The following is a 26,307-nucleotide window of genomic DNA, read 5'->3' as shown; positions in this document are numbered from 1 at the left end:
TTATGCAACCACGCGATAACACGGCACATACGCCGCGCCACCCGGCAGTTTCATCCGGTGTTGGGCGACGAAGGCTTTGAGCAGTGCATCAAGCGGCTGCATGATCGCCGCATCGCCACGGATCTGGTACGGCCCGTGCTCTTCGATCAGGCGGATGCCTTTGTCCTTGACGTTGCCGGCGACGATCCCGGAGAACGCCCGGCGCAGGTTGGCCGCCAGTTCGTGCGGTGGCTGGTCGCGGTGCAGTTTGAGATTGGCCATGTTTTCGTGGGTCGGATCGAACGGGCGCTGGAAGCCTTCGTCGATTTTCAACAACCAGTTGAAGTGGAACGCGTCGTTGCGCTCGCGGCGGAACTGCTTCACCGCCTTCAGGCCCTGGGTCATCTGCCGTGCCACTTCGGCCGGATCGTCGATGATGATCTCGTAATGCTGCTTCGCTGCTTCGCCGAGGGTTGCGGTGACGAACGCGTCGAGCTGCTCCAGATACGGCGCGGCATGTTTCGGCCCCGTCAGTACCACCGGGAACGGCAGGCCTTCGTTGTCCGGGTGCATGAGGATGCCCAGCAAGTAGAGGAACTCCTCCGCCGTGCCGGCGCCGCCCGGGAAGATGATGATGCCGTGGCCGACACGGACGAAGGCTTCCAGGCGCTTTTCGATGTCAGGCAGGATCACCAGCTCGTTGACGATCGGGTTCGGCGCTTCGGCGGCGATGATGCCCGGCTCGGTCAAGCCAAGGTAGCGGCCGCCGTGAATACGCTGCTTGGCGTGGGCGATGGTTGCGCCTTTCATCGGGCCTTTCATCACGCCGGGGCCGCAGCCGGTGCAGATGTCGAGGCTGCGCAGTCCCAGTTCGTGACCGACTTTCTTGGTGTATTTGTATTCTTCGGTATTGATCGAGTGGCCGCCCCAGCACACCACGATCTTCGGCTCGACGCCCGGGCGCAGGGTGCGGGCGTTGCGTAGCAAGTGGAAGACGTAGTCGCTGATGCCTTGGGAACTGCTCAGGTCGATACGTTGGCTGTCGAGTTCGTTTTCGGTGTAGACGATGTCGCGCAGGGCGCTGAAGAGCATCTCTCGGGTGCTGGCGATCATTTCGCCGTCAACGAAAGCATCGGCCGGAGCGTTCAGCAGCTCCAGGCGTACGCCGCGATCTTGCTGGTGAATGCGGATTTCAAAGTCCTTGTAGGCTTCAAGGATGGTCTTGGCGTTGTCGACATGGGCGCCGGTGTTGAGGATGGCCAGGGCGCACTGGCGGAACAGGTTGTAGATGCTGCCGGAACCGGCTTCGCTCAGTTGCTGGACTTCACGTTGAGAAAGCGTTTCCAGGCTGCCTTTCGGGCTGACCGAAGCATTGATTACGTGTCGTTGGGTCATGCAATGATCCTTAAAACGATGTCATCCAGAACCGGGCGGATGGCATCTGAATAGTGTGTATCCATGAATGAAGATGGCACGATCTGCGCTGTACCGCCATGTCCCCGTTGGACGCTGAAAAGATGAAAAGGAGCCCCAGCATAGCTAAATCCCTCTTCGATGCGATAATGCGCCGGCGAGTTTTTTCCGTTGCCCCTTTTGTCGTTCAAGGAAGTCACAGCAGATGTTCGAGATTCAGCCGATGGACGCCACAAGCTTTCGCCAGCAGACCCGCCGCAGCACGGTGATCATTGCGGTGTTGTTCCTGGTGCTGGCGATGTTGTTTTCCAGTGCGGCGGTGGCGCTGTTCGGTGAGCCGGGCGGGGATAATCTGCGCTTCAATGTCGGCGGGGTGTTCCTGGCGTTTCTGCTGACTGCGGCGTTGCTGCGCGGTCGTTTCTGGCACCAGAGCTGGATGGCGCCAGCGGTGTATGGCTGGCGGCTCAAACGCAATCTCATGAGCATCACCAATGTGATGCACCATGTCACGGCGGCGGTGGAGAATAACGATCCGACGGCGATGAAGGTGCTGCGTTTCTACCACTTGGGGTTGATGCAGATGCATGAGCTGGACGGCAACTCCAGTGACCACGGGCAACTGTTTCGCGAAGTCGAAGCCCATAAGGAGCGGATGCAGGCGCTGGGTCTGGAGCTTGACCAGCCGCGCCTCGATCCGCAATGGCTCGAGACGCTGAAACCGGCCTCGCGTTAAAACGGGATACGTCGGGCGCGGCGCAGTTTCCATAAGCGAAACAGGCGCCCATACACCAGCAGGTTCACTGCCAGCACTACGCTGCCCAGTGCCAGTTGAATTTGCGGGGTCAGCCCCGCCGGGTAAATGATCGGCCAAATGTAATGCTCGATGAAACCGCCGGCGTATTCGGTTTGCCCGGCAGCGTGGCGCATCAGGTTTTCCCAATAGGTCAGCGGGCAGGTCAGGTGCAACACTTCGACCGCGACCCCCCAGGCAGCGGCCGGCACATGCAGCCACAGCAACCGTGGCCACTTCAGCACCAGCAGCCCGCCGAGCAGTACGAAGACAATAAAACCCAGATGGAACAGCACCAGGCCGTCGGCTGCGATTCGGTACAGCATGTCGTTTCCCTGACGTAAGATTAGATAGCGCCATGGTACGCCGGTCTGGGGGGAATTCGGCGCCAGTGCGCAAGTTTGTCCAAGCGAGCAACGTGAAAGCGAGGTGCATATGAGGACCGACCAAACGCAACCGGACGATGATGAACCTACGGAAGAAGAGATCGAGCAGCAAAAGAAACGGGACGAGAAAACCTGGAAGCACGACGACAGCAGAGAACTGTCGGACCGCGATCAGGAACGCCCTCTGAAACCCTGAACCACGGATACGAAAAAAGCCCCGCCTGAGCGGGGCTTTTCGCATTTCAGAAGTCTTCGTGCTGTGTGAAGTCCGGGTGTGTTGCCCGATATCCCAGCGTCTTGTCGATCCACGCATTGAGTTCGTTGACCATCACCGGCGGATGGCCAGGATAGCTTTCGAGGGTGTTGCGCAGGGTGCGTTCGATGTCGGCAACACTGTGCAGGTTTCGGGTCTTGATGTAATGGCCGATAAAACAGTCGAGTTCCAGGCGCTCTGTCTTGGACAGATGGATCCACTCCAGGCCGTTGACCTGTTTGATTGCAAAATCGTCGCTCACTTATTTCTCTGCAAGGCTTGAAAGTTGTTGGGGGATTCCTGATTTGTTGACGCTTTGGTCAACTGGTATACCAATCGGAAAGGCGGCGCGCATGCTATCCGTAGCGCAGGAAAATGTATGTATGACGATCCAAATGTCAGACAAGCGGTTGGTTCGCTCAAACGATCGTTTTGTGGGAAGTTGTTACGCCATTGATACAGCGACTGTAACGCGACAGATTCAATAGAATGCGTATCTGGATAACGCGCTGGTGCTAGCGTTATTTAGCCGGCCTGCGTGATGCCGCCATCGACGACTCGGTGCTGAGGTTATGCACAAATAGAATTTAAAAATAAAAATCAAGAGCGTTATGGTCTATGGAAATCTCTTCTCAGGACTCGCCATGAAGCTCTCTCGTTTTCTGCGCAGCGTGCTGACCGCTGCCGTGCTGACCTCTCCATTTGCCTACGCTGCCGAGCCTTTGGTCCTGCACGTTGGAGATCAGAATTACTACAACATCCGCGCCTCGATAGAAGCGTCCGGCGTGTTGAAGGGCGCGCCTTATACGGTCGACTGGAAGCATTTCCAGGCCGCAGCGCCGCTGGCCGAGGCCTTGCAGACCGGTGCCTTGGACCTGGGCTTTCTCGGCGACTCAGGCTTCCTGTTCCTCGCGGCGAAACAGGCCCCGGTCAAGTTGATCGGTGTGTCGCGGCAGAATCCGGACACCATCGCCTTGTTGGTACCAAAGGATTCTCCGGCGCAAACCATTGCCGATCTTAAAGGCAAGAAAGTTGCGTATTGGCCCGGCGCCTGGAGCCAGCAGTTGACGTTGCGTGCGTTGGAGCAGGGCGGGCTGGCGGAGGACTACGTTGAGTTCGTCAAGCTGATGCCAATCGATGCGGCCGCGGCGCTGCCGCAAGGCGGCATTGACGCGTTTCCGGTCTGGGAACCGTATATTTCGCAACAGATCGTTTTCTCTGGCGCCCGGCCGATTCTGACCGCGAAAAACCTGATGCCGGGGCTCAGCGCCATCGCCGCGTCTTCGCCGGCCATCGACAGCAAGCGTGAAGCAATTGCCGATTTTCTCGGGCGCTTGAAACAGGCACGGGCCTGGGTTGACAGCCACACCGATGAATACGCCGATCTCTGGGCGAAGAAGGCCAATCTCGATCAGCAAGTCTCGCGGCATTGGCTGCGCCAGGCGCACATGACCGTCGGGCCGGTAGACCAGCAGGCGGCAGCGGATCTGCAAAGCACCGCGGACTTTCTGTTTAAAGTCAAAGCGCTGCCGGCACCCTTGGCCACGGCAGGCATCATCGACACGTCATTTCAACAGGCCTTGACGCACTGAAACGAGCGCCGGAACCAAACCCTGTGTACCTTATCCAACCTGCGCGCGCATCGCCGCGCAGGGATGGACGAAGGCGAGGGAGTTTTGCCAATCGACAACATGACGGCTAGCGCCGGACCCAAGGCAAAACATGATCCCCGGATACAAAGTTCTTTGTGCAGCGCTCATCGCCCTCGGTCTGGCTGGCTGCATCGCGGCGCCCATCGAAATGACCGCGCAAACCGAAAGCCGCCTGCAAACCCAGGCGCCTGTGCGTTTTCTGCTGACATTTGACGATGGCCCGAGTGCGTCCCGGTGGTGGAATCCCACGGCGACCGTACTTGACAGCCTCAAGTCCAATCCGGTGCAACCGGGCATCAAAGCGGTGTTTTTCGTGCAGACTCGTGCGCCCAGGGCCGGCAACAGCGAAATTGGCCGCAGCCTCATGCGTCGCGAACACGACGAGGGGCATATTCTGGCTTTCCACACGGCGACCCACTGGCACACCAACCATCGTTTGCTTGATCCGCAGGAACTCGAACAATCGCTGACGGATGGCACAGCAGACATCGCCGCCATTACCGGCGCCTCGCCGACGCTGCTGCGCCCGCCATTCTGGAACTACGACAAACGCACCTTCGCGGCCTATCAACAGCATGGCTTGCACGTTTTGCTGACCGACTTGAGTGCCAATGACGGCAAGATCTGGGGCTTCAACGCCAGTCCGCGGCGCCGAGCGAACATGCTGCGCCAGCTCGCCGAGGTGCGTGAGCGTATTGCGCTTGGCCAGTTCCCGACGGTGGAGGGGGTGATTCCGGTCGTGGTGACGTTTCATGATCTCAATCGCTATACCGCACGGCACACCCGTGAGTATTTGCAGATTCTGCTGGACAGTGCGGCGGCCACCGGGGTGAGGCTGGACGCAAAGCCTTTCTATGACGGAAGGGCTACGCTGGAAAGGGCGGCGCTGGCGCGCACGGTTCAGCAAAGCAGCGAACCGGTCAATTTGCCGGGCCTGTGGAACTGGATCTGGGACCAGGATGCCCACTGAGTGCTTGCGCAGTTTGTGAGCCAGTTGGCGTTTTCGGGGCAGGCAAGTGCAGTAGGCTCGCCTATGCTTGCTGGATAGCTCATCGCCTGCGAGGCGGCCGTCCATGCTTGCCATTGCCGACATTTGCCGCATCGTCGAATCGGGGTTTCCCGCTTATAAGTGCGATTGCATGCCAACCGGGCAAGGGCTGTTGTCCATCAAGATCTATGACCCGAAGACAGGGCGCGTCGAACTGCTGCTCGATGGCGTCTCCCCCGAGCACCTCGTCACGATACGTGATATCTCCAATTTCATCGCAGAGCTGCGCACCGAGATCAGCGCGGGTCGCAGGGCGTTCGCCGGCTAAATTTTTATAAACGTCGCTGGAAAGCCTGAACGATGCGCCGCGTCGCTTCGTTGGTGTTGAGGTTCTGTACGGCATCCAGCGGAAACCAGATGCAATCGCTGATTTCGTTCTGCGGGCGCACCTCATCGATATTCACCACTGACGCTTCGTAGACGTGATGCCGCGTGCTGCCGGCCTCAAGCTCCATCAAGTACAGCAGCTCTTCGGCATCCAGCCCGGTTTCTTCTTGCAGTTCGCGTACGGCGGCATCTGCCCGGGTTTCTCCAGGCTCGACCTTGCCGCCGGGCAGCGACCAGTGATGGCGAGGTTTGCGCACCAAGAGAATATGTCGATCCTGTTCGCAAATGACGGTTGCGCGTACTTTCATCTATTACTCATTGAATGCATGTCATAAAACTGTAATTAAACTGCAATATTCGAGCCGGGCGGTGATTTAAAGGTTCCCTTAGAGTTGGGAACTGTGGCCTGAGCGAAAAGTGCCAGTGAATTGACGGACAGGTGCCGCGACAGCTGGTCCACACCCGCGCCGGAACCGGGTGTAAGGTAATCGCGCAAGATTGAAACTACCGTTGGCAAAAGGGAGGTGCTCATGAGCATTCCAATGCTGAACAAGCTGCACATGAACGGTTACGACGTGCTCAGTGTGAACAACGGCCCGTGGCGGGTCTGCACCCAGGGCGATCGATTGGCTTCGTTCTCGAGCCGGGAAGAGGCGATGGCGTATGCGGCGGCGCTCCCCGGCTATAAAAAACGCGACAAGCGTGTGCAGGATCACAACGCCGGTTGACCGGCTGTCAAAAAGAAGCCCCGGTTTTTCCGGGGCTTTTGTTTGGCAAAAATCGATAGATGTCAGTGGACTTTGGTTCGGCTGATGGCCCGGGTTTTTACCTCCTTGGCATAGACCTGCAGTCTTTCCTCGTCGGTTTGCAGGATCTCGCAAGACCTGAGCACGGCCTGGGCGTCCGCTTCGTTGCCTGATTTGCGCAACTGCTCGGCGATTCGCTTGAGGTCGACGGCCGACCAGCGCAAGTCCGATGCAACACTTTGCAGGTCGCGTTGAAGTTCGTGTTCGTATTCATTAAGCCGCATGATCACCTCCGAAACATTGTCGGTAGAAAAGAGTAGCCGCATTTACGGCGGTCGTGCGCGATCGTCTGACGCCCGGCTGAACGGATGTAAAAAAACCTCCAATCACCCGTAACAGCGGGGTGCCACGATGGATGTGCAGACGGTTTAACGGTACATTCGCGGTTTTTACGAACAGGTAAATAACATGCGGATATGGATCGGCAGTCTGGCACTGGCCCTGTTGACGGGTTGCTCTTTACCGGCCTCGCTGGTACCGGGTGAACCCAACGTCAGCAAGACCAGTGACAAGACCCCCAGGGACTATGCCGCGTGCGTATTGCCGTTGTGGCAGCGGGATGTCGCGAAGACTTCGCAGACATCGATTTCCAATGGCTATCGCATCACCGCGCCGAGCATCATCACTGCGGATGAAATTCTCGATATCGTCAAATACAAAAACGGCAGCAAGGTGTCGTTGTATCAGGGGCCGCCGTGGGCCAAATCAGGTTCGCTGCGCCAGTCGGTACGTGATTGCTTGTAATGAACGCGCCGCGATCGGCAAAAAAAGCAGAGACCGCAGCGAAGGTGTCTGCGTTTTCAGATCGAGCAACTTTTCGCATTCATAACAATGCGCAGACTCGCAGTGTGAAGGTGAGATGTTGTTTTTGCCGATGGCGGTGCGCGTGTACTCGAGCGGTTCACTGTGCCGAAGTGGGGTTGACACTGAAAAGGGTTAGCGCACCCATAGACCCTGTTAAACGCTCGCAATGAGCGGTGACAGTTACCCGCCAAGGGTTTTCCCTGAGTGCACTAGGCTTTTGATTGCCGGTCGATAATTGCCCGGCACTTCGTTCAAGGAGCCTCGGATCATGGATGATCTGGTCAAAGATATTATTCCGTTGTTGCAGTGCCTCGTCCCCGGGTTTTTATCGACCTGGATCTTTTATTCCCTCACGGCGTTCAAGCGACCGGATACGTTCGGACAGATTGTGCAGGCATTGATTTTTACGTTTGTGATTCAGGGCGCCGTGTTGGCGATTGGCACCTTGTGCCTGTGGATCGGCTCGAAGGGATTCTCTATAGGCGTTTGGGATGGTCGAGCGCAAACGCTGTGGGCGTTTGTGTTCTCATTGATGCTTGGATTGCTCGCCTGTTATCTGGCGACCAATGACAAAATGCATGGCTGGCTGCGCCGGCGAAACGTCACGAAACAATCTTCTTACCCGAGTGAGTGGTTCTGCGCCTTTGCACAATTCAACCGGTTCATAACCCTGCATTTGCATGACGAGAGGCGCGTGTTTGGCTGGCCTGTCGAATGGCCATCCGAGTCAAGCCGAGGGCAATTCGTCATGCAGAATCCGCGTTGGGTCACTGAGGATGGCGAGTCTGCGCCTTTTGGTGCCGAACTTTTGCTGATAGATTCTGCGCAAGTCAAATGGGTTGAGTTCAGCCCGGTATCAGAGGGTTTATCATGACGACTGCCAGAGCACCGCAACTAATGCCAAAGAAATACGAACGCCTTTTCGTAGGGCCGGACGGCAAACCGCTGGAGCAGCCGTTGATCAAAGCACCCAGTGCTCCGCCGCCGCTGAAGCACTGGACGCCACGATAACGCCTTAGCCCCAACCCTGCGCCACAGCCCGGCGAATCGCCTCCAGCAGCATCGCAAACGCCGGGTTGTCGTTGTTCTCCCGCCAGATAAGGTGCAGTTCGCTTTGCACCCCTTCGCCGAGGTCGACCTCGCGAAACACCACATCCTTGAACACCACACTGGTCGCGCAACGTGGCACCAGTGCCAGACCCATGCCGGCGTTGACCAGCGCCAGAATCGTCAGTGACGAGCCCAGCCATTGCACGTAATCGGGGGCGACCCGCGCCGAGCGCAGCATGCCGGTCAACAGTTCGTTGAACGGCGGATACGCGGCGTGGGAGTACATCAGGAAGGGCTGCTTGTCGAGGTCGGCGACCGAAACGTCGACCGCGGTGGCCAGCGCGTGTTTACGTGGCACCGCCAACACAAACGGTTCACGCACCAGGCACTCGGTGGCGTAGCCCGGCTCCAGTAACGGCGCGCGGGCGATCCCCAGATCGATGCGGCGCGCACGCAATGCCTCGTGCTGCTGATAAGTGTTCATCTCTGAAAGATCGATTTTCACCTGCGGCTGTTTCAGGCGTGCTTCGGCGATCACCTTCGGCAAAAACTCATACACCGCACTCCCGACAAAAGCGATGTTCACCGTGCCGATGTCGCCCTCGGCAAACCGGCGAGCGGTGACCGCTGCCTGCTGGGCGCGCTCCAGCAGATTCTGCGCTTCAACGAAAAACGCCCGGCCAGCCGCCGTCAGTGCAACGCTGCGGGTACTGCGGGTGAACAACTCCACACCCAGATGATGTTCCAGCAATTGAATCTGCCGGCTCAGCGGTGGCTGGGTCATGTTCAGGCGCTCGGCGGCGCGGCGGAAGTTCAGTTCGGTGGCCACCGTGGTGAAGCAGCGCAGTTGGGTCAATTCAAACATTGATCTAATCCGGGTATCAATCGAGTGCGAGTTTAGATTAGACGGGATCAATGCCCGGCGTCCATGATCGATCCGTCGCCTCAAGTCATCCCTAAAAAAACAAGATCGGGAGTCGCCCCTTGAAAACCCTCCAGAGTCCCTCGGACGTCACGGTGCTGGCCCGCGCTGCCGCCAAGGTCAAGCGCCACGTATTGCCGCTGTTTGTGGTGATGTTCATCGTCAACTACATCGATCGGGTCAACATTGGTTTCGTGCGCAGTCACCTGGAGACCGATCTTGGTATCGGTGCGGCGGCGTACGGTCTGGGTGCCGGTTTGTTTTTCATTGGCTATGCGCTGTTCGAAGTGCCGTCCAACCTGCTTCTGCAGCGCTACGGTGCGCGGGTCTGGCTGACGCGGATCATGTTCACCTGGGGCGCTGCTGCAATGGCGATGGCGTTTGTTCAGGGTGAAACCAGTTTCTATGTGCTGCGCTTTATTCTCGGTGCCGCCGAGGCCGGGTTCTTCCCGGGGATCATTTATTACTTCACCCAGTGGTTGCCGGCCTCCGAGCGCGGCAAAACCATGGCGGTGTTTCTCAGTGGTTCGGCGATTGCTTCGGTGATCTCCGGGCCGGTGTCCGGCGCGCTGTTGCACATCAGCGGTCTGGGCCTGCACGGCTGGCAGTGGATGTTCCTCATCGAGGGCGCGGCGTCGGTGGTGCTGTGCGCGTTTGTCTGGTTCTGGTTGCAGTCGCATCCGCGGCAAGCCAAGTGGTTGAGCGAGGAGGAGCGTGAGGCGCTGGTGGCCGCGATTGCCGAGGAACAGCGCGCCCGCGAAGCGGTGCAGGCCGCCAAGCCATCGATGTTCAAACTGTTGGCCGACCGGCAGATTGCGCTGTTCTGCTTTATCTATTTTTCCATCGCCCTGACCATTTACGGCGCGACCTTTTGGTTGCCGAGCATGATCAAGAAGATGGGCAATCTCGGCGACTTTGAAGTCGGTCTGCTCAACTCCATCCCGTGGATCATTTCGATTGTCGCCATGTACGGTTTTGCGGCGATGGCCGGCAAGTGGAAATTCCAGCAGGCCTGGGTCGCGCTGACCCTGGTGATCGCGGCCATCGGCATGTTCATGTCGACCACCGGCGGGCCGGTGTTTGCCTTTGTCGCCATCTGCTTCGCGGCGATCGGTTTCAAAGCGGCATCTGCGCTGTTCTGGCCGATTCCGCAGAGCTATCTGGATGCGCGAATCGCGGCGGCGGTGATCGCGTTGATCAATTCCATCGGCAACCTCGGCGGCTTCGTTGCGCCGACCGCGTTCGGCATTCTTGAGCAGACCACGGGCTCCATTGAGGGCGGCCTGTATGGCTTGGCGGCGACATCGCTGATCGCTGCCGTGGTGATCTTCTTCGCCCGCACCGCGCCGGGGGCCAAAGGCAACACCGGGGCAAAGCCCGCTGACGTGGCCGCCGTCGTCGCGACGGCCCGTCCGGCGGCGAACCATTGAATTGATTGTTGATCTGTCAGGAGCGTTATCTTGAAAATCACCCGTGTCAGCGTCACTCCAATCGCCTTTCGTGATCCACCGCTGCTCAATGCCAGCGGCATCCACGAACCCTTCGCCCTGCGCTCGATCATCGAGATCGAGAGTGACAACGGCTACATCGGCCTTGGCGAAAGCTACGGTGATGCCCCGGCGCTGGCGATCCAGCAGCAGTTACAGGCGCAATTGATCGGACTTGATCCGTTCAACCTCAACCAGTTGCGCGCCGTCGTCCAGGCAACAGTTGCGGCAAATAAACCCGCCAGTATCGCTGGCGCCGAACTGGCCCCCGGCTCCCATGCCAGCAAGGCGGTGAGCAACGCTTATTCGGCGTTTGAGGTGGCTTTCCTCGATTTGCAGGCGCATTACCTGAATGTGCCGCTGGTGGATCTGCTCGGCGGTGCGATACGCGATGAAGTGCCGTTCAGCGCCTACCTGTTTTTCAAATATGCCGAACATATCGATTCACCCTACAAGCCAGATAACTGGGGCGAGGCGCTGAGCGCGCAGCAAATCGTCGCGCAAGCGGCGCGGATGATCGAGGCGTACGGTTTCAAGAGCATCAAGCTCAAGGCCGGTACCCTGCCGCCAGAGCATGAGGTGGCTTGCGTCAAGGCGCTGAAAAAAGCCTTTCCCGGCTATCCGCTGCGCATCGATCCGAACGGCAACTGGTCGCTGGAGACAGCGATTCGCATGGCCGAACTGCTCGGCGATGACTTGCAGTATTACGAAGACCCGACTCCGGGCCTCGGCGGCATGGCCGAACTGCACAAACGCACCGGGTTGCCGCTGGCGACCAATATGGTGGTCACCGATTTCGATGAACTACGCCGCAGCATCGCGCAGGACAGCGTGCAGATCGTCCTCGCCGACCACCATTACTGGGGCGGCCTGCGCGACACCCAGACGCTGGCGAAAATGTGTGATGTGTTTGGTCTCGGTGTGTCGATGCATTCCAATTCACACTTGGGCATCAGCCTGATGGCGATGGCTCACGTCGCGGCGGCAGTGCCGAATCTCGACTACGCCTGCGACACCCATTACCCGTGGCAAGAGCCGGACGAGGAAGTGATCAGGGGCGGCAAATTGCCGATTGTCGATGGCTGCGTGAAGATCACCCGTGCGCCGGGGCTGGGGCTGGAACTGGACCCTGATCAATTAGGCAAACTGCATGACCAGTACCTGAGCTGCGGGATTCGTCAGCGTGATGACGTGCGGCAGATGCAGCGTTACAAGGCGGATTGGAAAGCGGTCAAGCCGCGGTTTTGAGGTTCCGGGTCGGGCCCCATCGCGAGTAGGCTCACTCCTACATTTTGAAATGCGTTCCCCTGTAGGAGTGAGCCTGCTCGCGATGGGCCCGACCTGTCAAAGCGTATCTATCAACCAGTCCCGAAACGCTTTCAACGACGGCAGATTCTCGTTACGCGGCGGATACACCAGATAGTAGCGGCGGCGGCTGGTAATCGCCTCGCCCAGTTGCAGCAACTCGCCCTTGAGCAACTCCTCCTCGACCAGAATCCGCGGCACCAGGCCTACGCCGATATTGGCCCGTACGGCTTGAATCAAATGGGCCGTCATCTCGAAACTGGGGCCGATGCGCATGCTGCGATGGGGCAGTGCGTGCTGGCTGAACCACTCGGCCCAGGCCTGCGTGTTGCTGCTGACGTTGAGCAGCAACTGTCCGGCGATGTGCTGCTCGGCGTCATCGCGCTCGGCGGCCGATAACTGCGCGCTGGCGATCGCCACCAGTTCCTCGGTGTGCAGGGGCAGGGCGCTCAGCCCCGGCCACTCACCGCCCCCGACGCAGATCGCGGCATCGATTTCGCTGGTATCGAAATCGATGCTCTCGATGCGTGAATGCAAATGCACGGTCATGCCCGGGTGCGCCGTGTAGAAATCTTTCAGGCGCGGCAGCAACCATTTCGAGCCGAAGGTCGGTAGCGTCGCCAGGCGCAGGCTATGAATGCCTGAGCCAAATGCCATGGCCTGCAAGGTTGCACTTCGAATCTGTCCCAGTGCCTCGGCGAGTTCGCGTTGATACATGCGGCCGACATCGGTCAGCACGACCTTGCGGCCCTCGCGGTTGAACAGGCGCATGCCAAGCATTTTTTCCAGAATCTGCACCTGACGGCTGACCGCGCTTTGCGTCAGCGAAAGCTCATGGGCGGCGCGGGTGTAGCTTTCGTGGCGGGCGGCGGCTTCGAAAGCCAGCAGCAGCGACATGGATGGCGTGAGGATGCGCGGATTCATTCGTAATTATCATGATTAGCGGGTGGAATTTACGGTTGTCCCCACAGCGCCAGGCAATGAACATGGACGGCATGAGATGGCGGAGCCTGACGCAATCATTCGTTGCGTACAACTGTTCACCGCCACACGGCCCGATTTTGACCGAGATGCCTGACCGATGATTGCCCAGCTGTCGCCCGCCAAAGCCCTGACCACGGATTACCAGCAATTTCTCAAAGCGCTGAAAACCAGCGGATTCCGCGGTGAAATCAGCGCCGATTACGCCAGCCGCGTGGTACTGGCTACTGACAACTCGATCTACCAGCGCCTGCCGCAAGCGGCGGTGTTTCCGATGGATGCCGATGACGTCGCGCGGGTGGCGCGACTGATCGCCGAGCCGGCTTATGCGCAGGTGGTGATCACCCCGCGTGGCGGCGGCACTGGCACTAACGGCCAGTCGCTGACTGACGGCATCGTCGTCGACCTGTCGCGGCACATGAACCGCATTCTCGAAATCAACGTGCAAGAGCGCTGGGTGCGGGTACAGGCCGGCGTCGTGAAGGATCAGTTGAACGCGGCGCTGAAGTCCGCAGGGCTGTTTTTCGCGCCGGAACTGTCGACCTCCAACCGCGCCACCGTCGGCGGCATGATCAACACCGATGCCAGCGGCCAGGGCAGTTGCACCTACGGCAAGACCCGCGACCACGTACTCGCGTTGGACATGGTCCTGCGCGGCGGCGAGCGTCTGCACAGCACGCCGCTGGAGGAAGGTGAACTGCAAGCGCACTGCGCCCGTCAGGATCGTGTCGGTGAGGTCTATCGTTGCGCACGCAAGATCATCGATGAGCAAGGCGCGTTGATCAAAGAGCGTTTTCCCGATCTCAATCGCTGCCTGACCGGCTATGACCTGGCGCACCTGCGCGAGGCCGACAACCGCTTCAACCTCAACAGCGTGCTCTGCGGAGCTGAAGGTTCGCTGGGGTTTGTTGTCGAGGCGCGGCTGAACGTGTTGCCGATTCCCAAACACACGATGCTGGTCAATATCCGCTATGCCGGGTTCATGGATGCGTTGCGCGATGCGCGGGCGTTGATGGCGCTCAAACCGCTGTCGATTGAAACCGTCGATTCGAAGGTTTTGCTGCTGGCGATGCAGGACATCGTCTGGCACGGCGTCGCCGAGTATTTTCCAGACAGCGCCGGACGACCAACCTTGGGCATCAACCTCGTCGAGTTTTGCGGCGATGATCCCGAGGATGTGCAACGCCGCGTCGAAGCCTTCATCGAACACCTCAAAAATGACCAGACGGTTGAGCGCCTGGGGCACACGCTCGCTATCGGGCAAGCGGCGGTGAGCAAAGTCTACGGCATGCGCAAACGGGCGGTGGGCCTGCTCGGCAATGTCGCCGGTGAAGCGCGGCCGCAGCCGTTTATCGAAGACACCGCGGTGCCGCCGCAACACCTGGCCGAGTACATTGCCGAACTGCGCGAGCTGCTCGACAGCCATGGCTTGCAGTACGGCATGTTTGGCCACGTTGACGCGGGCGTCTTGCACGTACGGCCGATTCTCGACATGAAGGATCCCCAACAAGCGGCCTTGGTGCGTCCCGTTTCCGACGGCGTCGCGGCGCTGACCCAGCGTTACGGCGGCCTGTTGTGGGGCGAGCATGGCAAGGGGTTGCGCTCGGAATATGCCCCAAAGTTTTTCGGCGAACTGTATCCGGCGCTGCAAGCGCTGAAAGCTGCGTTCGACCCATTCAACCAGTTCAACCCGGGCAAGATCGCCACGCCGGCCAACAGCGAGGCGGCGTTGCTGAAAATCGATGGCGTCACGCTGCGTGGCGAACTCGACCGGCAGATCGACGAAAAAGTCTGGCAGGACTACGGCGCGGCGATGCATTGCAACGGCAACGGTGCCTGCTACAACTTCGATCCTGACGATGCGATGTGCCCGTCGTGGAAGGCCACCCGCGAGCGCGCGCAGTCGCCCAAGGGCCGCGCCTCGCTGATTCGCGAGTGGCTGCGTTTGCAGGGCGAGGCGGGCGTCGACGTGTTGTCCGATGCCGTGCGCACCCCGGCTTTTTTCAGCACGCTGTGGCAGCGTTGGCGCAACAGTCGCGCTAAGGTCCAGGACTTTTCCCATGAGGTCTACGACGCCATGGCCGGTTGCCTGGCGTGCAAGTCGTGCGCAGGGCAGTGCCCGGTGAAGGTCAATGTGCCGGAGTTCCGTTCGCGGTTTCTGGAGCTGTACCACAGCCGTTACCTGCGTCCGGCGCGGGATTATCTGATCGCTTCGCTGGAATACAGCATCCCCTACATGGCGCGGATTCCGACGCTGTATAACGGATTGATGGGCGCTGCGTTCGTTCGCCGCCTGTTGCAGCGCTTGGGGGGTATGGTCGATGTGCCGCTGCTCAGCCGCTTTGATTTCCACGCAGCGATGCGCCGTTGGCAGGTGCAGTCGGCAACGGTCGCGGCCTTGTCGGCGCTGACGCCGGCGCAACGTGAGCGCAGCGTGGTGATCGTTCAGGACGCCTTTACCCGCTACTTCGAGGCGCCGTTGCTGGCTGATCTGGTCGAGCTGATTTCGCGTTTGGGTTATCAGGTCTATCTGGCCCCGTTCAGTGCCAACGGCAAGCCGTTGCACGTGCAGGGATTTCTGTCGGCGTTCAATCGCGCGGCGCTGCGCAACGCCCGGCAGTTGCGCGAACTGGCCGATGTCGGTGTGCCGCTGTTGGGGCTCGATCCGGCGATGACTTTGGTTTATCGCCAGGAGTACCTCAAGGTTCCCGGCATGCAGCACTGCCCGGAAGTGGCGCTGGTGCAAGAGTGGCTGCTTAAGGTCATGCCGCAGCAGGCGCCTCAGGACGCACCTGCAAAGTACCGACTGCTCGCCCACTGCACCGAAAAAACCAACGTTGGCGCCGCGACCCGGCAATGGGAGCAGGTGTTTGAGCGCGCTGGCCTGAACCTCGCCACCCAGGCCACCGGTTGCTGTGGCATGTCAGGGACTTACGGCCACGAGGCGCGCAACCGCGAGACGTCGGCGCTGATTTACGAGCAATCGTGGGCGCGGCAGGTGCAGGCGCCGGCGGAGCAGGGCGAGGTCTTGGCCACCGGTTATTCCTGCCGCAGTCAGGTCAAGCGCCAGTCGGATCAGGCGCTACGCCATCCATTGCAGGTGGTGCTTGAGGTGCTGCGTCGCTGAGGCGCTCGTCGGCGTCGCTGTCCCAGATCAGGCGCGGGTCGAAACTCATCGCCGCGAGCATGGTAAACACCACGACCAGGCCAAAAAACAGGATGCCCGGTCGTGGCTCGATATCACCCAAGGCCTGAAACTTCACCAGGGCCGCGACCAGCGCGACGACCAGCACGTCGAGCATCGACCAGTAGCCGATCAGCTCGACGAACCGGTACAGCTTCGAACGCTCCTTGCGCGCCCAGTCGCTGTCGCGCTGCACGGTCAACAGCAGCAAGGTGAGGGCGACAAACTTGATCCCCGGCACCGCGATGCTGGCGATGAAGATGATCAGGGCAATGTCCCACGCTCCGGCCTCCCAGAATTCCAGCACGCCGCTCATGATCGTGCTGTCGGCGCCGCTGCCGAGCATGGTGGTGTTCATCACCGGCAGCAGATTGGCCGGCACGTAAAATGCCAGCGCCGCCAGCATGTAGGCCCAGGTGCGGGCCAGCGAATTGATTTTGCGTCGGTGCAGCGGCGCGTCGCAGCGCGGGCATTGGTGCGGCTCGTCTGTCATGTCGCAGGCCAGGCCGCAGCTGTGGCACAGGCACAGGTTCAGCTCGCTGGCGGTGGGTGGTCGCTTCATAGGATGTCCCAGAGTTCACGGATGTCGCGGCCGGCAATGCGGATCATCATCAGGCTCAGCACCGCCAGCGCGAACAGGCCGATGCCGGGCAAGACATCGAGTAGCCCGGCGAGCTTGAACACCGCCACCATGGCTCCCAGCAGACACACTTCAAGCATGCTCCACGGCCGCAGGGTTTCCAGCCAGCGCATGCATAACTTGAACCCCGGTGCGCGGCGTCCGCCTAGGGCGAAGCTCAGCACCCAGGTCAGCAGCACCAGTTGAAACGCCGGGGCGATGATGATCGAGATTGCTGCGACCAGCGCGATAAACGTGATCGGCCCCTGACTCAAGGCCAGCACCGAGTCCCACAGCGTCGCACTGTTTTTCAGGCCTTTGAGGCTGATGCTCATCACCGGATAGAAATTGGCGAACAGCCACAACATCGTCGCCGTGAACGTCAGCGCCAGGCGCTGTTCGATAGTCAGTCCGTTGTAGCGCTGAAGCACGCCGTTGCAGCGCACGCACAGGTTTTTTTGATGTTTGGCGAGTGCGACTTTTTCGTACACGCAGTCACAGTGTTCGCAGATGATCAGGTGTTCGGTGTTGACCATGGACAACGCTCGACTGCTGGCCACAAGGGCAGGGGGACTTGATCACTATAGAAGCCTGACGCTATTGGGCAACTCGGCGAAGCCGCCGGATCGTGCATTTTTTTGAGAATTACTCTCGATTCGGTGTTTATATTGTTATAAGGTAACGCAAATTTTTTGCCGGGCCTTTGTTAGGAAGCCTGGCTTTTCCCTTCGATTGCGAAATGCCCATGACGATTGCGCTCCCCCGTTCTGCCCCGTTGACGACTGGCCGGCTGTTGTCCATCGATGCCCTCAGAGGCTTGGTCATCCTGTTCATGCTGCTTGATCACGTCCGCGAAACTTTTTTGCTGCACCGTCAGGTCAGCGATCCGATGGACATCGCCAGCACCGAGCCAGCGTTGTTTTTCAGCCGCACCCTCGCGCATTTGTGTGCGCCGGTGTTTGTACTTCTGACCGGGTTGTCTGCGTGGTTGTATGGAGAAAAATACGCCGGCAGAACCGATGTCAGCGCGTTTCTGTTCAAGCGCGGATTGTTCCTGGTGGTGCTGGAATTCACTCTGGTCAATTTCGCCTGGACGTTCCAGTTGCCACCGAGCGTGATCTACCTGCAAGTGATTTGGGCCATCGGCCTGAGCATGATCGCTTTGTCGCTGCTGGTCTGGTTGCCGCGCGCCGTACTGCTCGCTCTGAGCGTGGCGATCATCGCCGGGCACAACCTGCTCGACGCAGTGCATTTCCCGGTCGAATCAGCCATGCACGTGCCTTGGGCAATTCTGCATGACCGTGGCTGGATCGAGATCAGCGAAACCCTTCGGCTGCGCACCTCCTATCCGCTGTTGCCGTGGATTGGCGTGATCGGTCTGGGCTATGCGCTGGGGCCGTGGTTTGCCCGGGGAATGGACGCGGCTGTGCGCCAGCAACGTTTGCTGGTTGCCGGCGTGGGTGGACTGCTGGGGTTTGTGGGGCTGCGCTTGCTCAATGGCTACGGCGAAAAAACCTGGACCGTCAGCGATTCGCTGGTGCAGACCCTGATGAGTTTTTTCAATATCACCAAATACCCGCCGTCGCTGCTGTTTCTAGCGCTGACCGTCAGCCTCGGGCTGTTGCTGCTACTGGCTTTCGAGCGTGTTCAGGATCGCCGCTGGATCCGTTGGCTGACCGTTTTTGGTTCGGCGCCGATGTTCTTTTACCTGTTGCATCTGTATGTGCTGAAAGTCTTGTACCTGATTGCCGTGGCGTTGTTCGGGCTGAATCACGGCAGCTATTTCGGCTTTTCGACGGTGGCGGCGGTGTGGCTGGCGGCAGTGGTTCTGGCCGTAGTGCTGTTCCCGGCGGTGCGCTGGTTCTCGGCACTGAAATCGCGGCGCCGCGACATCAGCTGGCTGAAATATCTGTAAATTGCGGGGACTTGTGGGAATGAGCCTGCTCACGAAGGCGTCGGGTCAACTGATTTGTCTGTAGCTGACACACCGCTTTCGCGAGCAGGCTCGCTCCCACAGTGGACAGGTGTTGTGCCCCCGAATCGCACGCGCCGGCATTCCCTGTGGGAGTGAGCTTGCTCACGAAGGCGTCGGGTCAACTGATTTGTCTGTAGCTGACACACCGCTTTCGCGAGCAGGCTCGCTCCCACAGGTTTCACACTGCCTGGATTATTTGCGATCCAGCCACACGGTCTGCGCATTGCAGAATTCACGCACGCCGAAGTGCGACAGTTCGCGGCCGAAACCGCTTTTCTTCACACCGCCGAAGGTCACCCGTGGGTCGCTGGCGGAGTAGCCGTTGATGAACACGCCGCCGGTTTCCAGCTCACTGGTCAGTTGCTGGGCCAAGGGCACATTGGCGGTGTAGATCGTGGCGGTCAGGCCGAACTCGCTGTCGTTCGCCAGCGCCACAGCATGGGCGCAATCGCGGGCGGTGATGATCGACGCTACCGGGCCGAACAGCTCCTGTTTGAACGAGGTCATGCGGTCGGTGACGTTGGCCAGCACGGTCGGTTCGTAGTAGTTACCCGCTCCATCAACCTTGCCGCCACCCAGCAGCAGCGTCGCGCCTTCTTCAAGGGTGTCGCGCACTTGCTGATCGAGTTCATCACGCAGATCGAAACGTGCCATCGGCCCGATATAAGTGTCGGCGTTCAGTGGATCGCCCATCTTCAGTTGACGTGTCGCTTCAACGAATTTGCGAGTGAATTCCTCGACCACGCCCTGTTCGATGATCAAACGTTTGGCGGCCGCGCAGACCTGGCCGGAATTCTGATAGCGGCCGATCACTGCCGCTTGCACGGCCTCATCCAGATCGGCGTCATTGAGCACAATGAACGGATCGGAACCGCCCAGTTCCAGTACGCACTTCTTCAAGGCTGCACCGGCCTGCGCACCGATAGCCATCCCGGCACGGACACTGCCAGTCAGTGTCACGGCAGCAATGCGCGGATCGGCGATGGCTGTGGATACGCCTTCGGGGGTGACGTTGATTACTTCAAACACACCATCGGCGAAACCGGCACGGGTGAAGGCATCGCGCAGCAGATAGGCGCTGCCCATGACGTTAGGCGCATGCTTGAGCACGTAGGTGTTGCCGGCGATCAGGGTCGGGACGGCGCCGCGCAGCACTTGCCAGATCGGGAAATTCCACGGCATCACGGCGAGGATCGGCCCGAGCGGACGGTATTCGATGCGCGCCTTGCCGCCTTCGACCTGAGTGGTTTCGGCATCAAGCATGGCCGGACCGTGTTCGGCGTACCACTCGCAGAGTCGGGCGCATTTTTCGACTTCGCCACGGGCCTGGGCGATCGGCTTGCCCATTTCCTGAGTGATCATCGTTGCCATGGCTTCAGCGCCGTCGCGCAGGGCACCCGCCAGGGCGGTCAACAAGCGGGAGCGATCCTGCAGCGGCTGGCGTTTCCATTTGTTGAAACCGAAGGCCGCGCGAGTCAGCGCCGCGTCGAGGTCGGCGGCGGATTCAAAAGCATAGTGGCCGATCTGCTCGCCAGTGGCGGGGTTGATCGAAATAGCGTGGGTCTGGCTGGAAATCTGGCTCATGGCGTCGTCCTGCTGTTCGGTGGATTGGGCCTAGAGTAGGGTGGCGTTTATTTTATGGAAACTGAATAATACAGAGCGTTTCTTTCACGATTGGAGAATGACTGTGGATCTGGTGCAACTGGAAATGTTCAAAGCCGTGGCCGAACACGGCAGCATCAGCGCCGCCGCCGCGCAGATTCACCGCGTGCCGTCGAACCTGACCACGCGGATCAAGCAGCTCGAACAGGACCTCGGCGTCGATCTGTTCATCCGCGAGAAAAGCCGTTTGCGTCTGTCGCCGGCGGGTTGGAGTTTTCTTGAGTACGCGCGGCGTATTCTCGATCTGGTGCAGGAAGCCCGCGCCACCGTCGCGGGTGAGGAGCCGCAAGGTGCATTTCCCTTGGGGTCGCTGGAAAGTACCGCGGCGGTGCGCATTCCCGAATTGCTGGCTGCGTACAACCAGCAGCATCCCAAGGTCGACCTGGACCTGTCCACCGGGCCTTCGGGGACGATGATCGACGGTGTGCTCTCCGGGCGTCTGGCCGCGGCGTTTGTCGACGGCCCGGTGCTGCATCCGGCGCTGGAAGGCGTGCCGGCGTTCGAAGAGGAAATGGTCATCATCGCACCGCTCAATCACGCGTCGGTCGAGCGTGCGGCGGATGTGAACGGCGAGAATATCTATGCCTTTCGTTCCAACTGTTCCTACCGTCACCATTTCGAAAAATGGTTCAGCGCTGACGCCGCCGTCCCGGGCAAGATCTTCGAAATGGAGTCGTACCACGGCATGCTCGCTTGCGTCAGCGCCGGTGCCGGTCTGGCACTGATGCCGCGCAAAATGCTGCAAAGCATGCCCGGCAGCGCGACCGTCAGCGTCTGGCCGCTGGCCGCGGATTTCCGCTATCTGACCACCTGGCTAGTGTGGCGGCGGGGCACGGTGTCGCGCAGTTTGAGCATGTTCGTACGGTTGCTCGAGGAGCGCGGCGTGGTGCGTGCGGAAGCCGAGTCTGCCGCAAACGGATCTACGCGACAGGTTGCCGGTTGAGGCTGTCGATCAACTCCTGTGTGCTGACAATTGCATGCGCAAAGGTCGGTCCGTTGAGTTCATGGGCGGCGTGCATCATTTCCGCTTTGAAGGCGGCTGTCGCATCGCGTACCAAGGTGACGTGGTAGCCCAGTTCCGAGGCGTAGCGGGCGGTGGCTTCGATGCAGGTATTGGCGAGCAGGCCGACGATGATCACATGGGTGATGCCTTGCTGCTTCAAACGAAAATCCAGATCAGTGTTGGCGAACCCGCTGGAACCCCAGTGCTCCTGCACCACGATGTCGCCCTCTTGCGGGGCAAAGTCCGGATGCCAGTCGCCGCCCCATTCACCCCGGGCGAAATGGTGCATGTGCATGATCTTGCACTGAGTGGGCGTGGGATGATCCCAGCCTTCGTAGTCGCCTTTTTCCCAACGGTGATGGGGTACGATCACTACCGGAATTTTCAGGCTGCGCACGGCGCGATCGAGTTTGCGCAGGTTGTCGAGCAAGCCGTTCTGCTCAGCCATCGGTTGGATCATCGGGAAAACCTTGCCGCCCTCGGACAGGAAATCGTTGTACGGGTCGACGAGCAGATAGGCGGTTCTGTCCAGCGGATACAGGGGCTTCGACATCACGTTAACTCCGGTCAGGAAATGGAATCGTTGTGCAGGGCTTGTCCTGCAAACTTGTTAATATGATAATCATAGCAACTACAAAAGAGGCAAGTGTTGATGGCTGTAAACGATAGTTCTGCGAAGACCTTATGTCCGATTTCCCGGGCCGAGGAGGTCGTTGGCGATCGCTGGACAGTGCTGGTGCTGCGCGAGTTGTTCATGGGTAGCCATCGTTATGACGAGATTCAGGCGCAGACCGGCGGTACGCCGCAAATGATCGCGACCCGTCTCAAAACCCTGGAGGCCGATGGACTGGTCGAGCGTCGTTTGTACAACGAGCGACCGAAGCGCTACGAATACCACCTCACGGCAAAGGGCCAGGCGTTCTATCCGGTGATCATGGCGTTGCGGGCATGGGGCGAAACCTGGTGCAAGGCGCCTGAGGAAGGTCTGGCGGTGGTCCTCACGCACAAACGCTGTAACCATGCGGCCGGCCTCGGGCCGCTGTGCGAGCACTGCGGCGAACCGTTGCGCCGCGAGGACTTGAGCAGCCACCCACAAGAGGCTTACGCAGCCGAACGACAGGCGCGGCACGAAGCCTTCCGGAGCAAGTGAGTCATGGCGTGCCGTTGCGCCCGTACAGACGATAACCGTCGCGCTGATCCAAGCGATCATAGTAGGCGCGCACCGCAGCAAAATTCGCATGCTCGAGCGGCGTTTCGAACCAGCGATTCACCGACAGCCCGATGGGGATGTCCGCCAGCGAAAACTGCTCACCACTGACGTAAGCACCGGTCTTGTCCAACTGCCGGTCGAGAATTTCCATGTTCCGCGCCCAGTCGCGGCAACCCTGCGCGAGGGCGTCGCGGTCCTGGTAATCCGGCGATTTGCGCACCAGCGCCATCAACGGATACGACCACGATCGGTTCAGCTCCGAAGCCTGCCAGTCGATCCACTGATCGACCCGCGCCCGGGCGATCGGCTCAGGCGGGTACAGATGGACGCCCGCGTAACGTGTCGCCAGGTAACGGATGATCGTGTTGGATTCCCAGAGAGTGAAATCGCCGTCCTGAATCACCGGCACCATGGCGCAGGGATTGAGCGCGAGAAATTCCGGGGTGTTGGGTGATTTGAAGCCGGAACCCCAGTCTTCGCGCGTAAATGGAATGTCCAGCTCAGCACAGGCCCACAGCACTTTGCGCACGTTGATCGACGAGGCTTTTCCGAGTATTCGCAGCATGGGGTCTCCCTGTCTTGGTGGTCTCGAACGCAGAGAAATACCATAGCGCAAAACACAAGGCCCGCATTGCGCGGGCCTTGGTGCATCGGCATTTAAAGACGGCTGGTGCGCAATTTATCGATTAAGAAACGCCAACAGATCTTCGTTCAGCGCCTGCGCGTGGGTCACGGCAAACCCGTGCGGCGCGCCCGCGTAAACCTTCAACTCGGCGCCCTTGATTTGCGCGGCCGCCTGCTTGCCAGTGGTTTCGAACGGCACGATCTGGTCGCCGTCGCCGTGAATCACCAGCGTCGGTACATCAATCACGGCCATGTCGGGACGGAAATCGGTTTCCGAGAACGCAGTGACGCAATCGACGGTGCCCTTGAGCGAGGCCAGCAGCGCAATGTTGAGGGTTTGCGTGAGTACGCCGTCAGAGACTTTCTGGCCCTGATTGATACCGAAGAACGGCGTATTGAAGTCAGCGATAAACTGCGCGCGATCTTTCAGCAGACCGGCCTTGATCCCGTCGAACACCGACTTGTCGACGCCTTCGGCAAAATCGGCTTGCTTGCCGAACACCGGCGTCACCGCGCCCAGCAACACCAGACCGGCAACACGCTCGCTACCATGGCGGGCGATGTAGCGGCTGACGTCACCGCCACCCATGGAAAAGCCGACCAGGGTTACGTCGCGCAGGTCCAGGTGGTTGATCAGCCCGGCGATGTCGTCGGCAAAGGTGTCGTAATCGTAACCGGTCCACGGCTGATCGGAGCGGCCGAAACCACGGCGGTCGAACGCGATGGTGCGGTAGCCGCGGCTGCTCAGATATTCCATCTGGTATTCCCACATGTCGGCATCCAGCGGCCAGCCGTGGCTGAACAGCACGGGTTTGCCACTGCCCCAGTCCTTGTAATAGATCTCGGTGCCGTCTTGGGTTTTGAAGGTGCTCATGAAAACTCCTTGTGATCGCTGGTGGGATGCATGGATGCCGAATGGGCAACGGCCACTATCCGCGCAAACCGCGCAGGGCACTTGTACGCAAGTGCTGGTTTCATGCGTGTGAATAGCGCCGCAGACCCCGATGAACGGTCGAAACATAAGTTTGACGTCAAAATGATGGCCATCTAATATCGCGCCACTATTTTGATGTCACTTTTTATGTCGAGGGATCGAAGATGTTTTCACCCGCCTTTACGGCGAGGTTGTGCCTGGCTCTGCTCTGTCTTTCTGCACTTCAATCTGCCCTTGCTGCACCCACCCCCGGTGAAACCGATCTGATCCGCGAGCGCCAGAACCGCCTGCTCGAAGAGCAGCAGCGGCGTCTCGAAGAGCTCAAGGATCTGCCCGGCAAAGATGCCAGGCCGGCGCAACCGACGGCCCCCGCCGATACGCGCTGCTTCACCATCAACGACATCGAACTCAAGGGCGCCGACAGCCTGTCGGAGCGCGAGAAGGCGCGTCTGCTCAAACCGTATATCGGCGAATGCCTCGGCGTGCCGCAGCTCAACGAACTGCTCAAAGTCATCACCGATCACTACATCGAGAAAGGTCTGGTCACCAGTCGCGCTTACTTGCCGCAGCAGGATCTGTCCGCCGGGCACCTGAAAGTGCTGGTGGTCGAAGGCAAGCTTGAAGGCATGAAAGGCGCGGAAAACAGCCGGCTCTCGGATCGCGAACTGGCCATGGCTTTTCCCGGCAAAAGTGGTGAGCTGGTGAACCTGCGCGAGATCGAGCAAATGGTCGATCAGCTCAATCGCCTGCCTTCGAACCAGGCAAAAATGGAGCTGGCACCGGGGCAGAATGTCGGCGGCAGTGAAGTGCGCGTCACCAACAACCCGCAGAAACCCTGGCGCGCCGGTCTTTCGCGCAGCAATGATGGTCAGCGCAGCACCGGCGAGCAACAGTGGGGCACATCCTTCGATTGGGACAGCCCGCTGGGCCTCGCCGATCAGTTGAGCCTGCGCGGCGGTCACGATGCGATGACCGACCATCAGCACACCTCCAACAACGCCATGCTCAATTACAACCTGCCGTGGGGCTGGTGGACGTTCAGCTACACCTACAGCCAGAGCGAATACCGATCGCAGATCGCCGCCAACGGCTACAACTTCAAGCAAACCGGCGATAGCGAAAACCATCAGCTGCGCGCCGAACGCGTGATCCATCGCGACTCGGTCAGCAAGACCTCCCTGAATGCCGGTCTGTCCTACCTGCGCACCAACAACTTCATCGAAGACAGCAAGCTCAAACTGAGCAGCAACCGCATCAGCGAAGCGCAGTTCGGCTTCAACCATGGCCGTCGTGTCGGCAGCGCGTTCGTCAACTTCGACGCGGGCATGCAGGAAGGCATCGGCGCTTTCGATGCGCAGGGCAGTCACGATCCGGGCCCCGGTGAACCCGAAGCGCGCTACCGCAAATACGGCGCAACCCTGAGCTACCTGCAGCCGTTCAAGCTGTGGGGCGAGTCGTTCAGCTTCAGCAGCCTGATGACCGGTCAGCGCAGTGAAGATGTGCTGTTCAGCTCACAGCGCACCAGCCTCGGCGGATCGTCATCGATTCGTGGCTACAAGGACCAGTCGCTGTCCGGCGACAGCGGTGGTTACTGGCGCAACGATTTGCGCTGGAGCCGTCCGGTGACCGCCGACTGGCTGCAACCGGTGTTCGCCGAATACGGCACCAGTCTCGGCTACGACCAGGGCGTGATTCGTGGCGATCGCTACAACGGCGATCAGCATGGGCGCATGTCGAGCAACTCGCTGGAGCTGTTCGCCCGCGGCCAGCACGTCGCCGCGAGCGTGACGTTCGCGCACTCCCTGGAACGACCGGACGCGCTGCCCGAGCGCGAAGCACCGATCTATTTCCGCCTCGACTTTTTCATCTGATAACGACTTTTTAGAGAACCGC

General features: G+C 59.8%; 29 protein-coding genes. 16 read left to right on the top strand and 13 right to left on the bottom strand.

From position 1 onward, the window contains the following. A complete protein-coding gene (gene ppnN / locus HU755_RS03260) occupies positions 1-1,374 on the bottom strand; it encodes a nucleotide 5'-monophosphate nucleosidase PpnN (RefSeq protein ID WP_186621363.1) in 1,374 nt (457 codons plus the stop codon). 223 nt (positions 1,375-1,597) lie between these two features. On the opposite strand from ppnN, the gene HU755_RS03255 reads away from it, so the two are divergent. Continuing rightward, positions 1,598-2,125, top strand: a complete 528-nt coding sequence (locus tag HU755_RS03255) for a DUF3087 family protein (RefSeq protein WP_186630593.1) — start codon at positions 1,598-1,600, stop codon at positions 2,123-2,125. Here HU755_RS03255 and HU755_RS03250 read toward each other — a convergent pair. Continuing rightward, positions 2,122-2,508 carry a DUF2784 domain-containing protein gene (locus HU755_RS03250; protein WP_186547768.1) on the bottom strand — a complete coding sequence of 129 codons (387 nt, stop codon included), beginning with the start codon at positions 2,506-2,508 and terminating at the stop codon, positions 2,122-2,124. The genes HU755_RS03255 and HU755_RS03250 overlap by 4 nt on opposite strands. 109 nt (positions 2,509-2,617) lie before the next feature. On the opposite strand from HU755_RS03250, the gene HU755_RS03245 reads away from it, so the two are divergent. Next, entirely contained in the window at positions 2,618-2,764 is a 147-nt protein-coding gene (locus tag HU755_RS03245; protein ID WP_186621358.1) for a hypothetical protein, read from the top strand. Between the two features lie 46 nt (positions 2,765-2,810). Here HU755_RS03245 and HU755_RS03240 read toward each other — a convergent pair whose 3' ends face one another. Then, positions 2,811-3,083 (bottom strand): hypothetical protein, encoded by a 273-nt coding sequence (locus HU755_RS03240; RefSeq protein WP_186630592.1) that lies wholly within the window; start codon positions 3,081-3,083, stop codon positions 2,811-2,813. A gap of 382 nt (positions 3,084-3,465) precedes the next feature. Here HU755_RS03240 and HU755_RS03235 point away from each other — a divergent pair, with 382 nt between their 5' ends. The 3 genes from HU755_RS03235 to HU755_RS03225 all read left to right on the top strand — a co-directional run bounded on the left by HU755_RS03235 (position 3,466) and on the right by HU755_RS03225 (position 5,789). Continuing rightward, positions 3,466-4,413, top strand: a complete 948-nt coding sequence (locus HU755_RS03235) for an ABC transporter substrate-binding protein (RefSeq protein ID WP_186630591.1) — start codon at positions 3,466-3,468, stop codon at positions 4,411-4,413. Positions 4,414-4,543: 130 nt separating this feature from the next. Next, complete coding sequence (locus HU755_RS03230; protein WP_186630590.1) at positions 4,544-5,443, top strand: polysaccharide deacetylase family protein; 900 nt, start codon at positions 4,544-4,546, stop codon at positions 5,441-5,443. Between the two features lie 103 nt (positions 5,444-5,546). Continuing rightward, the gene (locus tag HU755_RS03225) at positions 5,547-5,789 is read left to right on the top strand and encodes a DUF1652 domain-containing protein (protein ID WP_186621350.1); all 243 of its coding nucleotides are present in this window, start codon (positions 5,547-5,549) and stop codon (positions 5,787-5,789) included. 4 nt (positions 5,790-5,793) lie between these two features. On the opposite strand, the gene HU755_RS03220 is transcribed toward HU755_RS03225, so the two are convergent. Next, positions 5,794-6,156 (bottom strand): NUDIX hydrolase, encoded by a 363-nt coding sequence (locus HU755_RS03220; protein WP_186621348.1) that lies wholly within the window; start codon positions 6,154-6,156, stop codon positions 5,794-5,796. 222 nt (positions 6,157-6,378) lie between these two features. Here HU755_RS03220 and HU755_RS03215 point away from each other — a divergent pair, with 222 nt between their 5' ends. Beyond that, positions 6,379-6,576, top strand: a complete 198-nt coding sequence (locus HU755_RS03215; RefSeq protein ID WP_186630589.1) for a DUF2188 domain-containing protein — start codon at positions 6,379-6,381, stop codon at positions 6,574-6,576. 62 nt (positions 6,577-6,638) lie between these two features. Here the strand turns inward: HU755_RS03215 and HU755_RS03210 are convergent, their stop codons facing one another. After that, a complete protein-coding gene (locus HU755_RS03210) occupies positions 6,639-6,878 on the bottom strand; it encodes a hypothetical protein (protein WP_186630588.1) in 240 nt (79 codons plus the stop codon). Between the two features lie 184 nt (positions 6,879-7,062). Here HU755_RS03210 and HU755_RS03205 point away from each other — a divergent pair, with 184 nt between their 5' ends. The 3 genes from HU755_RS03205 to HU755_RS03195 all read left to right on the top strand — a co-directional run bounded on the left by HU755_RS03205 (position 7,063) and on the right by HU755_RS03195 (position 8,469). Next, a complete protein-coding gene (locus tag HU755_RS03205) occupies positions 7,063-7,398 on the top strand; it encodes a hypothetical protein (protein WP_186547750.1) in 336 nt (111 codons plus the stop codon). A gap of 328 nt (positions 7,399-7,726) precedes the next feature. Continuing rightward, positions 7,727-8,332: a DUF6338 family protein gene (locus HU755_RS03200; protein WP_186630587.1), complete on the top strand. Its 606-nt coding sequence runs from the start codon at positions 7,727-7,729 to the stop codon at positions 8,330-8,332. Next, a complete protein-coding gene (locus HU755_RS03195) occupies positions 8,329-8,469 on the top strand; it encodes a hypothetical protein (protein WP_186630586.1) in 141 nt (46 codons plus the stop codon). The genes HU755_RS03200 and HU755_RS03195 overlap by 4 nt, the downstream gene beginning before the upstream one ends. Positions 8,470-8,473: 4 nt before the next feature. On the opposite strand, the gene HU755_RS03190 is transcribed toward HU755_RS03195, so the two are convergent. Beyond that, positions 8,474-9,373: a LysR family transcriptional regulator gene (locus HU755_RS03190; RefSeq protein ID WP_186630585.1), complete on the bottom strand. Its 900-nt coding sequence runs from the start codon at positions 9,371-9,373 to the stop codon at positions 8,474-8,476. A 119-nt stretch (positions 9,374-9,492) separates the two neighbouring features. On the opposite strand from HU755_RS03190, the gene HU755_RS03185 reads away from it, so the two are divergent. Both HU755_RS03185 and HU755_RS03180 read left to right on the top strand, forming a co-directional pair. Further along, positions 9,493-10,860: an MFS transporter gene (locus tag HU755_RS03185; protein ID WP_186630584.1), complete on the top strand. Its 1,368-nt coding sequence runs from the start codon at positions 9,493-9,495 to the stop codon at positions 10,858-10,860. A 30-nt stretch (positions 10,861-10,890) separates the two neighbouring features. Next, entirely contained in the window at positions 10,891-12,165 is a 1,275-nt protein-coding gene (locus tag HU755_RS03180) for a glucarate dehydratase family protein (protein WP_186630583.1), read from the top strand. Positions 12,166-12,261: 96 nt separating this feature from the next. Here HU755_RS03180 and HU755_RS03175 read toward each other — a convergent pair whose 3' ends face one another. Further along, the gene (locus HU755_RS03175; RefSeq protein ID WP_186630582.1) at positions 12,262-13,146 is read right to left on the bottom strand and encodes a LysR substrate-binding domain-containing protein; all 885 of its coding nucleotides are present in this window, start codon (positions 13,144-13,146) and stop codon (positions 12,262-12,264) included. A gap of 157 nt (positions 13,147-13,303) precedes the next feature. Between HU755_RS03175 and HU755_RS03170 the strand changes: the two genes are divergently transcribed. Continuing rightward, positions 13,304-16,330 (top strand): FAD-binding and (Fe-S)-binding domain-containing protein, encoded by a 3,027-nt coding sequence (locus HU755_RS03170; protein WP_186630581.1) that lies wholly within the window; start codon positions 13,304-13,306, stop codon positions 16,328-16,330. Here the strand turns inward: HU755_RS03170 and HU755_RS03165 are convergent. Further along, positions 16,263-16,949, bottom strand: coding sequence for a paraquat-inducible protein A (locus HU755_RS03165; protein ID WP_186630580.1), 687 nt, complete (start codon positions 16,947-16,949; stop codon positions 16,263-16,265). The two genes, HU755_RS03170 and HU755_RS03165, sit on opposite strands and share 68 nt — an antisense overlap. Next, a complete protein-coding gene (locus HU755_RS03160) occupies positions 16,946-17,542 on the bottom strand; it encodes a paraquat-inducible protein A (protein ID WP_186630579.1) in 597 nt (198 codons plus the stop codon). Before HU755_RS03160 ends, HU755_RS03165 begins: the two co-directional genes overlap by 4 nt. 209 nt (positions 17,543-17,751) lie before the next feature. On the opposite strand from HU755_RS03160, the gene HU755_RS03155 reads away from it, so the two are divergent. After that, positions 17,752-18,921 (top strand): DUF1624 domain-containing protein, encoded by a 1,170-nt coding sequence (locus tag HU755_RS03155; RefSeq protein WP_186630578.1) that lies wholly within the window; start codon positions 17,752-17,754, stop codon positions 18,919-18,921. Between the two features lie 252 nt (positions 18,922-19,173). On the opposite strand, the gene HU755_RS03150 is transcribed toward HU755_RS03155, so the two are convergent. Further along, entirely contained in the window at positions 19,174-20,565 is a 1,392-nt protein-coding gene (locus HU755_RS03150) for an aldehyde dehydrogenase family protein (protein ID WP_186630577.1), read from the bottom strand. Between the two features lie 103 nt (positions 20,566-20,668). Between HU755_RS03150 and HU755_RS03145 the strand changes: the two genes are divergently transcribed. Next, a complete protein-coding gene (locus tag HU755_RS03145; RefSeq protein WP_186630642.1) occupies positions 20,669-21,586 on the top strand; it encodes a LysR substrate-binding domain-containing protein in 918 nt (305 codons plus the stop codon). Here the strand turns inward: HU755_RS03145 and HU755_RS03140 are convergent. Next, positions 21,564-22,199 carry an isochorismatase family cysteine hydrolase gene (locus tag HU755_RS03140; RefSeq protein ID WP_186547727.1) on the bottom strand — a complete coding sequence of 212 codons (636 nt, stop codon included), beginning with the start codon at positions 22,197-22,199 and terminating at the stop codon, positions 21,564-21,566. The two genes, HU755_RS03145 and HU755_RS03140, sit on opposite strands and share 23 nt — an antisense overlap. A gap of 99 nt (positions 22,200-22,298) precedes the next feature. On the opposite strand from HU755_RS03140, the gene HU755_RS03135 reads away from it, so the two are divergent. Then, a complete protein-coding gene (locus HU755_RS03135; RefSeq protein ID WP_186630576.1) occupies positions 22,299-22,796 on the top strand; it encodes a helix-turn-helix domain-containing protein in 498 nt (165 codons plus the stop codon). 1 nt (position 22,797) lies between these two features. On the opposite strand, the gene HU755_RS03130 is transcribed toward HU755_RS03135, so the two are convergent. Together HU755_RS03130 and HU755_RS03125 are read right to left on the bottom strand one after the other, a co-directional pair. Continuing rightward, positions 22,798-23,421 carry a glutathione S-transferase family protein gene (locus tag HU755_RS03130; RefSeq protein ID WP_186630575.1) on the bottom strand — a complete coding sequence of 208 codons (624 nt, stop codon included), beginning with the start codon at positions 23,419-23,421 and terminating at the stop codon, positions 22,798-22,800. A gap of 114 nt (positions 23,422-23,535) precedes the next feature. Then, positions 23,536-24,354: an alpha/beta fold hydrolase gene (locus tag HU755_RS03125; protein ID WP_186547721.1), complete on the bottom strand. Its 819-nt coding sequence runs from the start codon at positions 24,352-24,354 to the stop codon at positions 23,536-23,538. Positions 24,355-24,578: 224 nt separating this feature from the next. Between HU755_RS03125 and HU755_RS03120 the strand changes: the two genes are divergently transcribed. Then, the gene (locus HU755_RS03120) at positions 24,579-26,285 is read left to right on the top strand and encodes a ShlB/FhaC/HecB family hemolysin secretion/activation protein (RefSeq protein ID WP_186630574.1); all 1,707 of its coding nucleotides are present in this window, start codon (positions 24,579-24,581) and stop codon (positions 26,283-26,285) included. Positions 26,286-26,307: the final 22 nt, after the last annotated feature.

The sequence above is a fragment of the Pseudomonas sp. SWRI111 genome (genome assembly GCF_014268555.1).
GTDB classification, from domain to species: Bacteria; Pseudomonadota; Gammaproteobacteria; order Pseudomonadales; family Pseudomonadaceae; genus Aquipseudomonas; species Aquipseudomonas hamedanensis.
This window is presented reverse-complemented; position numbering and strand designations above follow the sequence as displayed.